This window comes from Thermoanaerobacter sp. CM-CNRG TB177, assembly GCF_018588165.1.
In the GTDB taxonomy this organism is placed as follows: domain Bacteria; phylum Bacillota; class Thermoanaerobacteria; order Thermoanaerobacterales; family Thermoanaerobacteraceae; genus Thermoanaerobacter; species Thermoanaerobacter thermocopriae.
The window spans coordinates 1-13,399 of sequence record NZ_JAFCAC010000075.1; the positions used below are offsets into that span (position 1 = coordinate 1).

The 13,399-nt window shown below is 33.3% G+C and carries 15 protein-coding genes; all 15 read left to right on the forward strand.

The window, feature by feature from the left end; all coding sequences use genetic code 11:
* The coding region (gene pdxT, locus I4N53_RS09380) for a pyridoxal 5'-phosphate synthase glutaminase subunit PdxT (protein WP_214496097.1) at window positions 1–395 on the forward strand (395 nt) is incomplete at its 5' end.
* Window positions 396–521: 126 nt separating this feature from the next.
* Entirely contained in the window at window positions 522–1,586 is a 1,065-nt protein-coding gene (locus tag I4N53_RS09385; RefSeq protein WP_012995315.1) for an elongator complex protein 3, read from the forward strand.
* 103 nt (window positions 1,587–1,689) lie between these two features.
* Window positions 1,690–1,950: a stage V sporulation protein S gene (locus tag I4N53_RS09390; protein ID WP_003869192.1), complete on the forward strand. Its 261-nt coding sequence runs from the start codon at window positions 1,690–1,692 to the stop codon at window positions 1,948–1,950.
* A gap of 49 nt (window positions 1,951–1,999) precedes the next feature.
* A complete protein-coding gene (locus tag I4N53_RS09395) occupies window positions 2,000–2,236 on the forward strand; it encodes a DUF2007 domain-containing protein (RefSeq protein WP_012995314.1) in 237 nt (78 codons plus the stop codon).
* 216 nt (window positions 2,237–2,452) lie between these two features.
* Window positions 2,453–6,043, forward strand: a complete 3,591-nt coding sequence (smc, locus tag I4N53_RS09400) for a chromosome segregation protein SMC (RefSeq protein WP_012995313.1) — start codon at window positions 2,453–2,455, stop codon at window positions 6,041–6,043.
* Window positions 6,036–6,995 (forward strand): signal recognition particle-docking protein FtsY, encoded by a 960-nt coding sequence (ftsY, locus tag I4N53_RS09405; RefSeq protein ID WP_012995312.1) that lies wholly within the window; start codon window positions 6,036–6,038, stop codon window positions 6,993–6,995. The genes smc and ftsY overlap by 8 nt, the downstream gene beginning before the upstream one ends.
* A gap of 99 nt (window positions 6,996–7,094) precedes the next feature.
* Complete coding sequence (locus tag I4N53_RS09410) at window positions 7,095–7,448, forward strand: putative DNA-binding protein (RefSeq protein WP_214496098.1); 354 nt, start codon at window positions 7,095–7,097, stop codon at window positions 7,446–7,448.
* A gap of 13 nt (window positions 7,449–7,461) precedes the next feature.
* Window positions 7,462–8,802 carry a signal recognition particle protein gene (gene ffh, locus I4N53_RS09415; protein WP_214496099.1) on the forward strand — a complete coding sequence of 447 codons (1,341 nt, stop codon included), beginning with the start codon at window positions 7,462–7,464 and terminating at the stop codon, window positions 8,800–8,802.
* A gap of 37 nt (window positions 8,803–8,839) precedes the next feature.
* Window positions 8,840–9,100 (forward strand): 30S ribosomal protein S16, encoded by a 261-nt coding sequence (gene rpsP, locus I4N53_RS09420; RefSeq protein WP_214496100.1) that lies wholly within the window; start codon window positions 8,840–8,842, stop codon window positions 9,098–9,100.
* 25 nt (window positions 9,101–9,125) lie between these two features.
* On the forward strand, window positions 9,126–9,353 hold the full coding sequence (locus tag I4N53_RS09425) for a KH domain-containing protein (RefSeq protein WP_012995309.1): 228 nt from the start codon (window positions 9,126–9,128) through the stop codon (window positions 9,351–9,353).
* Window positions 9,354–9,361: 8 nt separating this feature from the next.
* Window positions 9,362–9,865: a ribosome maturation factor RimM gene (gene rimM / locus I4N53_RS09430; RefSeq protein ID WP_214496101.1), complete on the forward strand. Its 504-nt coding sequence runs from the start codon at window positions 9,362–9,364 to the stop codon at window positions 9,863–9,865.
* On the forward strand, window positions 9,865–10,590 hold the full coding sequence (gene trmD / locus I4N53_RS09435; protein WP_012995307.1) for a tRNA (guanosine(37)-N1)-methyltransferase TrmD: 726 nt from the start codon (window positions 9,865–9,867) through the stop codon (window positions 10,588–10,590). Before rimM ends, trmD begins: the two co-directional genes overlap by 1 nt.
* Before the next feature lie 21 nt (window positions 10,591–10,611).
* Complete coding sequence (rplS, locus tag I4N53_RS09440; RefSeq protein WP_012995306.1) at window positions 10,612–10,956, forward strand: 50S ribosomal protein L19; 345 nt, start codon at window positions 10,612–10,614, stop codon at window positions 10,954–10,956.
* Window positions 10,957–11,001: 45 nt separating this feature from the next.
* Window positions 11,002–11,835: a ribosome biogenesis GTPase YlqF gene (gene ylqF, locus I4N53_RS09445; protein WP_013150355.1), complete on the forward strand. Its 834-nt coding sequence runs from the start codon at window positions 11,002–11,004 to the stop codon at window positions 11,833–11,835.
* Between the two features lie 11 nt (window positions 11,836–11,846).
* Window positions 11,847–13,379: a YifB family Mg chelatase-like AAA ATPase gene (locus tag I4N53_RS09450; RefSeq protein ID WP_013150354.1), complete on the forward strand. Its 1,533-nt coding sequence runs from the start codon at window positions 11,847–11,849 to the stop codon at window positions 13,377–13,379.
* The last annotated feature ends 20 nt before the right edge of the window (window positions 13,380–13,399 follow it).

The following is a 13,399-nucleotide window of genomic DNA, read 5'->3' on the forward strand; positions in this document are numbered from 1 at the left end:
CAGTTATAAAAATTTTTTTCCTACAAAATCTTGACACAGACATTCCCATATGGGGCACTTGTGCTGGCATGATACTTATGGCAAAATATATAATTAATGATGACAAAGTGCACCTTGGAATAATGGATATTTCAGTTAGAAGAAATGCATATGGTAGTCAACTTGACAGCTTTAAAACAAAACTTATAATACCAGAGGTTTCCAATAATGAAATAGAGGCGGTTTTTATAAGGGCTCCGTATATAGAAAATGTAGGGAATAGTGTCAGGATACTTGCGAAGTACCAAGGTAAAATTGTAGCAGCACAGCAAGATAATTTGCTTGCTACCTCTTTTCATCCCGAACTTACTGATGATTTAAGTTTTTATAAGTATTTCTTAAGACTTAACTCTTAAAACTTTAGATTGAATACAAACTTTTTAAAGAAAAATGTTTGTGCCCAAACGTACCAGAAATAGCATAAAAGAGTTAATGCAAAAAAACTGGAAAATAAGCCTTTTGAGTGGAGTGTAGAAGTTGTTATGAAGAAGAAGATGTATATAATACCTATTTTTATACCCCATTTAGGTTGTCCTTTTAAGTGTGTTTTTTGCAATCAGAATTCGATAACAGGGCAACAAAGGGAGATAACAGAAGAAGAGGTAAGGCAAACCATAGAAAGTCATTTAAAAACTCTTCCAAGGGATGCGGAAATAGAGGTATCTTTTTTTGGTGGAAGTTTTACAGGGATACCCCAGGATATGCAAAATTTCTATTTAGGAATAGCAAAAGAATATTTGGATAAGGGCAAAATAGATGCTATTCGTTTGTCTACTCGTCCTGATTATATAGACACGAAGATTTTACAAAACCTTAAAAGATACCAAGTTTCAATAATAGAGCTTGGAGTACAATCAATGGATGAAGAAGTGCTTTTAAAAAGTAGAAGAGGTCATACAAGTGAGGATGTCGTAAAAGCTGTAAATCTAATTCGGCAATATGACTTTAAATTAGGATTGCAAATAATGGTAGGACTACCTGGAGATAACTTAGAAAAATCTTTAAATACCGCTTATAAGATTGTGAAGTTGAAACCTGATTTTGTGAGGATTTATCCTACTTTGGTGATTAAAAATACTTATCTAGAAAGAATGTACAAAGAAGGAAGATTCCTTCCTTTGACTTTGCAAGAGGCTGTTGAAATTTCAAAGAAAATGTATATAATTTTTATTAAGAATAATATTGATGTCATTCGTATTGGACTTCAAACGACAGAAAATATTAATTACAATAAAGATGTAGTAGCAGGTCCTTTTCATCCTGCGATGGGACAATTGGTCGAGTCAAGTATTATTCTTGACATTCTTATAAGGGCATTTAAAGATAAGAATATAAGGGACACAAATGTTACAATTTTTTGTAATGAAAAGCAGATTTCCACAATTATAGGGCAAAAAAAGTTCAACAAGTTGTTTTTAGAAAAAAAATACAATGTAAAAATGGAATTTAAAATATCAGATAGACTGACTAAGGACAAAATAGTTATTTGTACTGATAAAAAGATTATGCGCATTTCTATAACTGATTTTATAAAAAATAATTTTTAAAAAAATTTTATTTAAAAAGAAGGAAATATTGGTTTTTTAGCGAATATATAAATATATAAATGTATTCATTTTCACAATAATGTATGAAGGAGGTTATTTGACAGTGGAGGTTCTAAAAGTATCAGCTAAATCTAAACCTAAGTCTGTAGCAGGTGCATTAGCAGCCGTCTTAAGAGAAAAATCTTCGGCAGAAATTCAGGCGGTTGGTGCAGGTGCAGTAAATCAAGCGGTTAAGGCTATTGCAATAGCAAGGGGGTTTGTGGCACCAAATGGTATAGACTTAATTGCGATTCCTGCCTTTTCAGAGATTGAGATAGACGGCGAAATGAGGACAGCGATAAAATTTATTGTAGAACCAAGATAATCTAAACCTGCTTTTTAGCAGGTTTTATTTTTATATAGAGGTGATTTTAATGGAAGACTTCGCTAAAATTTTAGTGTTGGAAAATGAAATAGAAGCGAAATTGATAGAAGGCATTTTAAAAGAAAAGGAGATACCACATTTTATAAGAAGTTATCATGATACGGCTTATGATGGATTGTTTCAAGTGCTAACAGGATGGGGAGAGATATTAGCACCTTCTTCATATAAGGAAGAAATAGAGGAGATTGTAGAAGAAATACGAAGAGTACGTGGAGAACTAGAGTAGGTGAGACTAATAAAGCTGACATTTTGCACAAGAGAAGTGACTTGACAGAACAGAAGCTAAACTTAATAAGACCGAGAGACGAAGACGGGGCCGAAGGCAAGGGCCCCGGAGGCTGGCCCCTGCGGCAAAGAGGCCGAATGGGTATAATACTGAAAAATAAAAGATGAAATTTAAATGGAGATGTGGTAAAATGGAAGGTGCATAAGGAGTGGTGGTATGTACCTTAAGAAACTTGAACTTCAAGGCTTTAAGTCTTTTGCAGACAAAGTAACTCTTAATTTTGAAAAAGGTGTAACAGCAATTGTAGGTCCAAATGGAAGTGGCAAAAGTAATATTTCTGACGCTATTAGATTAGTTCTGGGAGAACAAAGTATCAAAAGTTTAAGAGGTTCTAAGTTAGAGGATGTAATTTTTGCAGGTAGCGAGAATAGAAAACCTTTAGGTTTTTGTGAAATAAATCTTACCTTAGACAATTCCGATGGTTATCTTCCTTTTGATTATACGGAAGTAGTTATTACCAGAAAAATTTTTAGATCTGGCGAAAGTGAATTTTTTATAAATAAGACTCCTTGTCGTCTTAGGGACATATACGAGCTTTTTTTAGATACAGGAGTAGGAAAAGAAGGCTATTCAATAATAGGACAAGGTAGAATAGACGAAATCCTATCTGCGAAACCAGAAGATAGAAGACAAATTTTTGAGGAAGCAATAGGTATTTCAAAGTACAGATATAAAAAAGAAGAAGCAGAAAAGAAACTGGCAGCAGCTAATGATAATCTGATTCGTTTGAACGATATAGTTGCAGAATTAGAGAAACAGCTTACTACTTTGGAAACGCAAAAAAGCAAGGCAGAAGAGTTTCTAAAACTCCACAAGGAAAAAAGAAAAGTAGATATAAGTTTATATATTCAATTAGCAAAGAAGTCTATGAACCAGTACGATGCTTTAAAAGGAAAATATGAGAACCTAAAAAGTCAATTGAATGTAAAAAAAATACATAAAATAAATCAAGAGGAAAATTTGCTATATAAAGAAAAAGAAATTCATGACCTGAAACAGCAATTAGACAGTAAAAAAGAGGAATATCACAACAAGTTAAGAGAGATAGAGATAGTCTCAGGAAAAAGGGAATTAATAGTAGAGAAGCTTAGAAATTTAGAAGAAACCTCAGAGCTTTACAGGGAGGAATTGAAAAAAGCTGTAAAACGTGAAGAACTCTTGAGGGAAGAACTTAAAAGGGTAGAGTCTAATGTAGCGCTTTTACATCTAAACAAAAAAGAATTAGAAGAGAAATTAAAACAATTTCAGGAAGAATACATAAGTGTACAAAAGCAGCAAAAAGATAAGATAGAAGAAGTTGAAAAGGCTAAGGAAGATATAATTGAAATTTTAAATAGCATAGCAGATGTGAAAGGAAAATTGTCTTTAAACAATTCTCTAAAGGAAGAGGCAATAAGTAGGCAGCAAAACTTAAGAAAACATATAGAGGAGATTCAAAATCGAATAGAAAAACTAGACAAAGAAAAAAATAAAATTGTTGAAGAATTACAAATTTTACAAAAAGAACTAGATAAAAAGAATCAACAAAAGATTACTGAACAGCAAGCTTTGCAGAAAATTGAGAATGAAATAATTTTGAAGGAAAATAATTTAAAAATTATTAAAGAACAAATTGAAAGAAAAAGGTCACGACTTTCGATTTTAGAGGAGATGGATAAAAATTACGAAGGCTATAGTGGAACTGTGCGGAACTTGTTAAAACTCTCTGAAAATATTCCTTCTTTTAAAGAAAACATAATTGGAGTTGTGGGGGAACTTTTAGAGGTTGAAAATACTTATAGCACAGCAATTGAGGTAGCATTAGGTTCAAATGTACAAAATATAGTTATAAAATCTTCTGATAAAGTGGCGGAATTGATTGAAAGGCTAAAAAAAGAAAATTTGGGGAGAGCTACTTTTTTGCCTCTTGATTTGATTCGTGGCAGGATCCTTTCTCAGCAAGAAAGCAATATTTTGTCTGAGAGAGGCGTAATTGGAGTTGCTTCTAAGCTAATAAAGTATAACGATAATTTAGAAGAAATTTTTAATTTTTTGCTAGGCCGTGTTATTATAGTAGATACAATTGAAAATGCAGTGAGGTTATCTAAAAAATATAATCAAGCTTATAAAATTGTAACATTAGAAGGAGAGGTTATAAATCCAGGGGGGTCAATAACCGGTGGCAGTTTAAAACCTAAACTTCAAAGCATCTTTAAGAGAAAAGAAGAGATAACTAAACTGAAAAAAGAAATTGATAGCTTAAAAAATCAACAAGAAATAGTGGAAGAAGAAATCAGACAAAAAATGAATGATAAAATTCATGAAGAGGAGCAAATAGAATTATTGAACAAAGAAGTTTCTGATATTAGATATAATATAACTTCTAATGAGCAAAGGAGGATTTCATTAGAAAAAGAAATAGGAAATTTATTAAATCAACTAGAAAGTTATACTTTAGAAATTGGCGAATTAAAGGAAAATGTTAGAAATTATCAACAAGAAATTGACCGGTTTTTAAAAGAGTTAGAAAGCTTAGAAAAAGAAAAAGAACGATTGGATGCCTTGATTAATGGTTTTAAAGAAAAAAACAATAAAGAAGAGGAAAATTTAGCAATTTTAGACAAAGAAATCACTGCTTTGAAAATTGAAATCGCCAAAATCGAACAAAAGCTTCAGAATGAACTTCATAACTTAAAAGATAAACGACAAGAATTTGATAGAGAAAAAAACAATATAGTAGAGAAAGAAAAGAATATTAAAGAAATAGAAAGCTTAAAGGTCAATTTGAGTTTAGATAGAGAAAAGTTGCAAGGAGAAATATATAAATTACAACAAGAAGTAGAAAAAATTCAAAAAGATATTTCTTCTTTAGAAGATAATATTTTCCAAGAAGAAGAGGATTTACAAAAACGTAAAGAAAAATTTTCGATTTTACAACAAGAATTTACTAATATTAATGAAGAATTTCATAAAGTAGAAATGGAAATGCAAAGATTTCAGATAGAGATTGACAATATCAAAAATAGGCTTTGGGAAGAATATGAATTGACCTTAGACAGAGCTTTTGAAGAAGCTGAAGAAGGCGAGATTTCAAAATTAAGACAAAGAGCAGATCATTTGACAAAGGCTATAAAAGGATTAGGTAATGTGAATATAGATGCTATTGAAGAATATAAAGAGGTAAAGGAAAGGTATGATTTTTTAAAATCTCAGATGGAAGATATTATAAAGGCAAAGGAATCTTTGATTTCTGTAATCGAAGAAGCAAATAAAATTATCAAAACAAAATTTAAAGATGGTTTTGAAATCCTACAGATTCAATTTAAGGAGACGTTTAGGCGACTTTTTGGAGGGGGTAATGCAGAGTTAATACTTACTGACGAAGACAATCTTTTAGAAACAGGTATAGAAATTAAAGCACAGCCCCCAGGAAAGAAATTGCAAACCCTTTCTCTTCTTTCAGGAGGAGAAAAGGCATTAGTTGCCATTTCCCTTTTATTTGCAATGCTAATTATAAAACCTACTCCTTTTTGTATATTGGATGAGATAGATGCAGCATTAGATGATGCAAATGTGGAGAGATTTGCTGAGTTTTTGAAAGAATTGTCAAAAGATACTCAGTTTATAGTTGTAAGCCACAGAAAAGGGACAATGATGGTGGCTGATGCGATATACGGTGTAACAATGCAAGAAAAAGGAGTTTCCAAATTGTTATCCCTTAAACTTAATACTGACGACAAAATAGGAGGCTTGGTAAAACATGCTTAATTTTTTTGACAAATCTAAAAAAGAATCCGAAACTGCTGAAGAAAAAAAAGGTTTTTTTCAAAAGATCAAAGAAGGACTATTGAAAACAAGAGAAAATTTGACTTCTAAAATAGATAGTATTGTTACAATAGGTAGAAAAATTGACGAAGAACTTTTGGAAGAATTAGAAGAGATTTTAATTTTGGCTGATATAGGTATTAGTACTACTTCTAAGATTATAGAAGGAATACGTCAAAAGGCAAAAGAAATGAAGATTTATGATGCATCTCAAATAAAAGAACTTTTAGCTGAAGAAGTTTATGAAATTTTGCAAAAGGATGTAAAACCTTTTACCTTGACTTCTCCTATGGTGATATTGATCGTCGGAGTAAATGGAGTAGGAAAGACTACTACAATTGGAAAATTAGCTTATATGTACAAAAAAGAAGGCAAAAAAGTTATGCTAGCAGCAGGTGATACTTTTAGAGCTGCAGCTATTGACCAGCTAGAAATATGGGCAGAGAGAGTTAACTGTCCAATTATCAAACACCAAGAAGGCTCAGATCCAGCTTCTGTTATTTTTGATGGCATTCAAGCTTCAAAAGCAAGGGGAATAGATATACTTATTTGTGATACTGCAGGTAGACTCCACAATAAAAAGAATCTGATGGAGGAATTGAGGAAAATTCGCAGAGTTATAGATAGGGAATATCCTGAAGCGAGAGTTGAGACCTTTTTAGTTTTAGATGCTACAACTGGTCAAAATGCTCTTCAACAGGCGAAAATATTTAAAGAAGTTTCTGATATAACCGGTATTGTACTTACCAAATTAGATGGAACGGCAAAAGGTGGAATTGTTGTAGCTATAAAATCAGAATTAAATGTACCTATACGATATATAGGAATGGGGGAAGGAATAGAGGATTTGCAAGCTTTTGATGCAAAATCTTTCGTTTCTGCTATTTTTCAGTAAATTAAATCGTAAAAAAATGAAAAAACACAGCTTGACAAAATGCAGCCCTTCATATAAAATCTTAATGTAAAGGTTAGGACCTTAACGGGTGGGATTTTTGTGGATGAAGATTTTTTATTTATGACTCTTTTGTATGATTTTTATGGTGCTTTGCTTACAGATAAGCAAAGAGAAATTTTTGAAATGTACTATTTAAATGATTATTCTCTTGGAGAAATTTCCGAACTTTTGGATATCTCACGGCAGGGAGTTTATGACACTTTAAAAAGAGCAGAAAGCTCGTTAGAGTTTTTTGAGGAAAAATTAGGGTTGGTAAAAAGACATCAAGAAATAATGAATAGATTGGGTAAGATAAAAAAGGGCATTGAAATAATACGGCAAAGAGAAAGAGACCCAAAAATTTTAAAAATTATTGAGGAGATAGCTCGTGAAATAGAGGAGCTAAATCTGTAGGAGGTAAATTTTAATGGCTTTTGAAAGCCTATCTGAAAGGCTGCAGGAAATCTTTAAAAAGTTAAGAGGAAAAGGAAAACTCACAGAAAAAGATATAAAAGAAGCTATGAGGGAAGTAAAAGTTGCCCTCTTAGAAGCGGATGTCAACTTTAAGGTAGTAAAAGACTTTATAAACTCTGTTACAGAAAAAGCTTTAGGGCAAGAAGTGATGGAAAGCCTGACCCCGGGGCAACAGGTGATAAAGATAGTCAATGATGAGCTTATAGCCCTTATGGGGTCTACTCAAAGCCGGTTAAATATAGGGAATAAAGTTCCTGCAGTTATAATGATGGTTGGACTTCAAGGTTCTGGAAAGACCACTGCTTGTGGGAAATTGGCAAACTTGTTAAAGAAGCAGGGAAAAAATCCACTACTAGTAGCTTGTGACGTCGTCAGACCGGCTGCCATAAAGCAGTTACAGGTTGTGGGAGCTAATGTAAATGTACCAGTTTTTACAATGGGGGACAAAGCAAACCCTGTTGATATTGCAAAAGCTTCTATTGATTATGCAAGGTCTCATAACTCTGACGTAATTATTATAGATACTGCGGGTAGACTTCACATAGATGAAGAATTGATGGAGGAACTTGTAAATATAAAAAGGGCAGTACAACCAGATGAGATTTTGTTAGTAGTAGATGCTATGACAGGTCAAGACGCAGTAAACGTAGCGTCTTCCTTTAATGAAAGGTTAGATATAACAGGAGTTATATTGACAAAATTGGATGGAGATACGAGAGGTGGAGCAGCTCTTTCTATTAAGGCTGTTACACAAAAACCTATAAAATATGTGGGCACAGGCGAAAAGTTGACAGACTTAGAGCCTTTTTATCCTGATAGAATGGCTTCTCGCATTTTAGGAATGGGAGATGTTTTGACTTTAATTGAAAAGGCCCAAGCAGCAATTGATGAAAAAAAGGCACAAGAGTTAGGGCAAAAGCTTTTAACAAAACAGTTTACACTGGAAGATTTCTTAGAACAGCTGCAGAGCCTTAAAAATATGGGACCTTTAGATCAACTCCTCAGTATGATTCCTGGAATGAACAAAAACATGCTTAAGAATGTAGACATTTCAGAAAAAGATTTAAAGAGGATAGAAGCCATTATTCAATCTATGACTAAAGAAGAAAGGCAAAACCCTTCTATTATAAATGGCAGTAGAAAGAAAAGAATAGCCAAAGGCAGCGGTACCACCATCCAACAGGTAAATAGCCTCTTAAAACAGTTTGAAGAAACCAAAAAGATGATGAAGAAATTTGCTGATATTGATAAAGACCTAAAGAAAGGTAAAATGAGGCTGCCTTTCTTTAGATAATATCGGAAGGTGGGCAACTTTTGAAGGAGGTGAGAAAGTGGCAGTCAGAATAAGATTAAAAAGGTTTGGGGCTAAGAAAAGGCCTTTTTACAGAATAGTAGTAGCAGATTCAAGGTCACCAAGAGATGGAAGGTTTATTGATGAGATAGGATATTACAATCCTATAGCCCAGCCTGCTGAAGTAAAAATAGATGTAGAAAAGGCTAAAAAATGGCTCAGTGTTGGTGCCCAACCTTCAGATACTGTAAAGTCACTGTTTAAAAAAGAAGGTATAATTGGTAATAGTGCATCTCAATAATCCTCTCTTGTGAGGAGGTGTAATAATGGGAGAATTGGTTAAAACTATAGCCAAGGCGTTAGTTAACAATCCTGATGCTGTAGAAGTCAATGAAATTGAGGGACAGCAATCTGTTATAATAGAGCTTAAAGTTGCTCCCGAAGATATGGGAAAAGTAATTGGCAAACAGGGAAGGATTGCTCAAGCAATTCGCACATTGGTTAGAGCTGCTGCTTTAAAAGAAAAGAAACGCGTGATTGTTGAGATAATCTAGGTGGTGGTATGGCTGATTATTATAATGTAGGAAAAGTTACTTCTGCCCATGGCATTAAGGGGGAAGTTAAAGTATATCCTCTTACCAATGTTCCTGAAAGGTTTTATGAACTTGAGTATGTTTGGGTTTTTGATGACCAACAAAGGCCCCGCAAATATGACATTGAATATGTCAAGATTATATCTAAAAGAGTTTGTGTAAAATTAAAGGGAATTGACAATAGAGACGAGGCAGAAAAATTAAAGGGGGCCTTTTTAAAGGTTGATTCTCAAAATGCTTTAAAGTTAGAAAAAGATGAATATTTTATCAAAGATTTAATTGGGATGAAGGTGTATACAGAGGAAGGAGATTTTGTAGGTTCATTGGTAGAGGTATTGCAAACTGGTGCAAATGATGTGTATGTAATAAAAGGTGAGGAGAGGGAAATACTAATTCCTGCTATAAAAGAAGTTGTCAAAAAAGTAGATGTTGACAATAAAGTAATGGTGGTCCACCTTTTGGAGGGGCTATGATGATTTTTGACGTTTTAACCCTATTTCCTGAAATGTTTGATAGTGTTTTATCCTATAGTATTTTGAAAAGGGCTATTGAAAAAGGAAAATTAAAAGTTAACTTGATAAATATAAGAGATTTTTCAAAGGATAAACATAAAAAGGTAGACGATTATCCTTATGGAGGCGGGCCAGGAATGGTGATGATGCCTCAGCCTCTTTTTGACGCAATTGAATTTGTAAAGAGTCAAGGTAATATTCCTGTATATTACCTTGGTCCTAAAGGTAAGGTTTTTAGTCAGGAAATAGCGGTTAAAATGTCTAAATTAGAAAGAATAGCCCTTTTGTGTGGCCACTATGAAGGAATTGATGAAAGAGTCTATTCTGTTATTGATGAAGAAATTTCATTAGGAGATTTTATATTGACAGGCGGAGAGATAGCCGCAATGGCTATTATTGATGCTGTAACAAGACTTATTGAAGGAGTTCTTTCACATCCTCAAAGCGCTGTAGAAGAATCCTTTAGTAATAGTTTGTTGGAATATCCCCAGTATACAAGACCAGAAGTTTTTAGAGGCATGAAGGTGCCAGAAGTTTTACTAAGTGGTAATCATGCTGAAATAGCTAAATGGCGAAGACAAAAGTCTTTAGAGATAACTTTTTTAAAACGGCCTGATTTACTTAAAAAGGCAATTTTGACGGAAGAAGATAAAAAATTTTTACGAGAAAGAGGGTTTGACATTTAGAAGCTGGAAGGAGGGAAAATAATGGACTTAATAAAAGTAGTGGAAAGTCAGCAAATGAGAAAAGACTTAACTCCTTTTAATGTAGGAGATACTATAAGAGTACATTATAGGGTTATTGAAGGAGATAGAGAAAGAATTCAGCCTTTTGAGGGAATAGTAATCAAAAAAAGCGGTTCAGGCCTAAGAGAGACTTTTACGGTAAGACGTGTGTCTTATGGTGTGGGAGTCGAAAGGACTTTTCCACTTCACTCTCCCAGAATTGAAAAGATAGAGGTTATAAGGAGAGGTAAAGTCAGAAGAGCAAAATTGTATTATTTGAGAAAGAGAGTAGGAAAAGCTGCTACAAAGATAAAAGAATTAATGTAAAAAGGGGTTATAAACCCCTTTTTCAAATATATGGAGGAATTAGATATGATACAATGGTATCCTGGACATATGGCAAAATCTAAAAAGGAGATAGTTTCTAACCTTAAGTTAGTAGATGTAATATACGAAATAGTAGATGCGAGAATACCTAAGAGCAGCAGAAACCCAGATATTGATGATATTGTAAAAAATAAAAAAAGGCTTATCCTTTTAAATAAAGCTGATTTAGCAGATGATGTAATTACGGATTTATGGATAGAATATTTTAAAGAAAAGGGAATAGAAGCGATAAAAGTTAATTCAATTACAGGGTTTGGACTTAAAGAGATAAATGAAGCAACTCAGAGAGTTTGTCAAGATATTTTGGAGAAGAAAAGGCAAAAAGGAATGATTCCAAGGCTGAGAGGAATAATTGTGGGTGTTCCCAATGTTGGGAAATCTACTTTTATTAATAAATTAATTGGCAGTAAAAGGGCAAAGACTGGCGACAAGCCGGGGGTTACAAGGACTTTGCATTGGATAAAAACTCCTTATTTCGACATTTTGGACACTCCTGGCATACTCTGGCCAAAATTTGACGATAAAGAAACAGGAATTATGTTGGCAATTACAGGAGCTATAAAAGATGAAATATTAAACATAGAAGAAATAGCATTAAACTTAGTTGCAGTCTTAAAAAAGTATTACCCCCATTATTTGATGTCCCGATATAAAATTGATAAAATAGTAATGGAAGATTTTGAACTTTTAAAGGAAATAGGTAAAAAAAGAGGATGTTTAATTGCAGGCGGAGAAGTAGATACCTTAAAAACTTCTCATATTTTGTTGGAAGATTTTCGAAAAGGAAAATTGGGGAAGATTTCTCTGGAAAGACCATAAGGGGGATTTTTATGCTTTCTAAAGTAAAAAGTATGGCGGTCTTAGGTATAAATGCCTATGTGGTAGAGGTGGAGGTAGATTTATCTACTGGAATTCCTTCTTTTGATATTGTAGGCTTGGGTGATACAGAAGTTAAGGAAGCAAGAGACAGAGTAAGGTCTGCTATCAAAAACAGTGGCTTTGAATTTCCCCTCAAAAAAATTACTGTAAATTTAGCACCAGCTGATACTAAAAAAGAAGGCACTGCTTTCGATTTACCTTTAGCAGTAGGGATTTTAAAATGCACAGAGGAGATAAAAGAGGAAAAAGAAGACATAGCCTTTGTAGGTGAACTTTCTTTGGACGGAAGTATAAGAGGCGTAAATGGTATACTGCCAATGGTAATAGGGGCAAAGAAAAAAGGTATTTCCTCTATTGTTGTTCCTTATGAAAATGCTCATGAAGCGGCAGTTGTAGAAGGGATAAAAGTATATCCTGTGAAAAATTTAAAAGAAGTGGTTGAGTTTTTAAATGGAGATAGGGAAATAGAATCTTTTACTTTAGATATTAATAATTTTTTTGATAATGTAGAATACGATATAGATTTTGCTGAAGTAAAAGGGCAGGAAAATGCAAAAAGGGTACTTGAGATTGCCGCTGCAGGTGGTCACAATGTTTTAATGATAGGACCACCTGGAGCGGGTAAAACTATGTTGGCAAGGCGTTTTCCTACTATTCTTCCTCAGTTAAGTTTTGAAGAGGCTTTAGAAGTCACCAAAATATACAGTATAGCAGGATTGCTTCCAAAAGGTACACCTCTTATTACTACTCGACCTTTTAGAGCTCCTCATCATACTATCTCTACAGTTGCTTTAGTTGGGGGAGGAAAATATCCTAAGCCTGGAGAAGTATCTCTTGCACACTATGGAGTGTTATTTTTAGATGAGATTCCTGAATTTAAAAAAGATGCAATAGAAGTTTTAAGGCAGCCGTTAGAAGATGAAGTGGTTACAATTACTCGTGTAAATGGTAGTTTCACTTATCCAAGCAAATTTATTTTGATTTTAGCTATGAATCCTTGTCCTTGTGGCTATTATGGTGATGATACTCACGAATGCCATTGTAGTGTAAATGAAATAAGAAGATATCAAAATAAAATTTCAGGACCTTTGTTAGATAGAATTGATTTACATGTGGAGGTAAAACCTCTTAAAAAAGATAAATATTTCGAAGAAGAAACACAAGCAGAAAGTTCCAAGGAAATTCGCGAACGAGTCATAAAAGCACGAGAAATGCAACTTAAAAGGTATAAAGGTACTGGTATATACGTCAATTCTCAATTAAAAGGAAATATGTTGAAAAAGCATTGCAAACTTGATGAAGATACTAAAAAATTTTTAAATGAAGCTTTCGAAAAGTTTTATTTGAGTGCAAGAGGATATAATAAAATTTTAAAAGTTGCTCGTACAATTGCTGATTTGGAAGGTGCAGAAAATATTAAGTTTGAACATGTAGCAGAAGCATTACAGTATAGAATTATTGATAGCAAATATTGGTATAAATAAAAATTACAATAAAAATTTTA

Bases quoted from the DNA above. Each gene is read 5' to 3' on its own strand.
- I4N53_RS09385 (WP_012995315.1), top strand. From the start codon at position 522: ATGAAGAAGAAGATGTATATAATACCTATTTTTATACCCCATTTAGGT.
- I4N53_RS09425 (WP_012995309.1), top strand. From the start codon at position 9,126: ATGGGAGAATTGGTTAAAACTATAGCCAAGGCGTTAGTTAACAATCCT.
- rimM (WP_214496101.1), top strand. From the start codon at position 9,362: ATGGCTGATTATTATAATGTAGGAAAAGTTACTTCTGCCCATGGCATT.
- smc (WP_012995313.1), top strand. From the start codon at position 2,453: ATGTACCTTAAGAAACTTGAACTTCAAGGCTTTAAGTCTTTTGCAGAC.
- ffh (WP_214496099.1), top strand. From the start codon at position 7,462: ATGGCTTTTGAAAGCCTATCTGAAAGGCTGCAGGAAATCTTTAAAAAG.
- I4N53_RS09395 (WP_012995314.1), top strand. From the start codon at position 2,000: ATGGAAGACTTCGCTAAAATTTTAGTGTTGGAAAATGAAATAGAAGCG.
- ftsY (WP_012995312.1), top strand. From the start codon at position 6,036: ATGCTTAATTTTTTTGACAAATCTAAAAAAGAATCCGAAACTGCTGAA.
- I4N53_RS09450 (WP_013150354.1), top strand. From the start codon at position 11,847: ATGCTTTCTAAAGTAAAAAGTATGGCGGTCTTAGGTATAAATGCCTAT.
- ylqF (WP_013150355.1), top strand. From the start codon at position 11,002: ATGATACAATGGTATCCTGGACATATGGCAAAATCTAAAAAGGAGATA.
- rplS (WP_012995306.1), top strand. From the start codon at position 10,612: ATGGACTTAATAAAAGTAGTGGAAAGTCAGCAAATGAGAAAAGACTTA.
- trmD (WP_012995307.1), top strand. From the start codon at position 9,865: ATGATTTTTGACGTTTTAACCCTATTTCCTGAAATGTTTGATAGTGTT.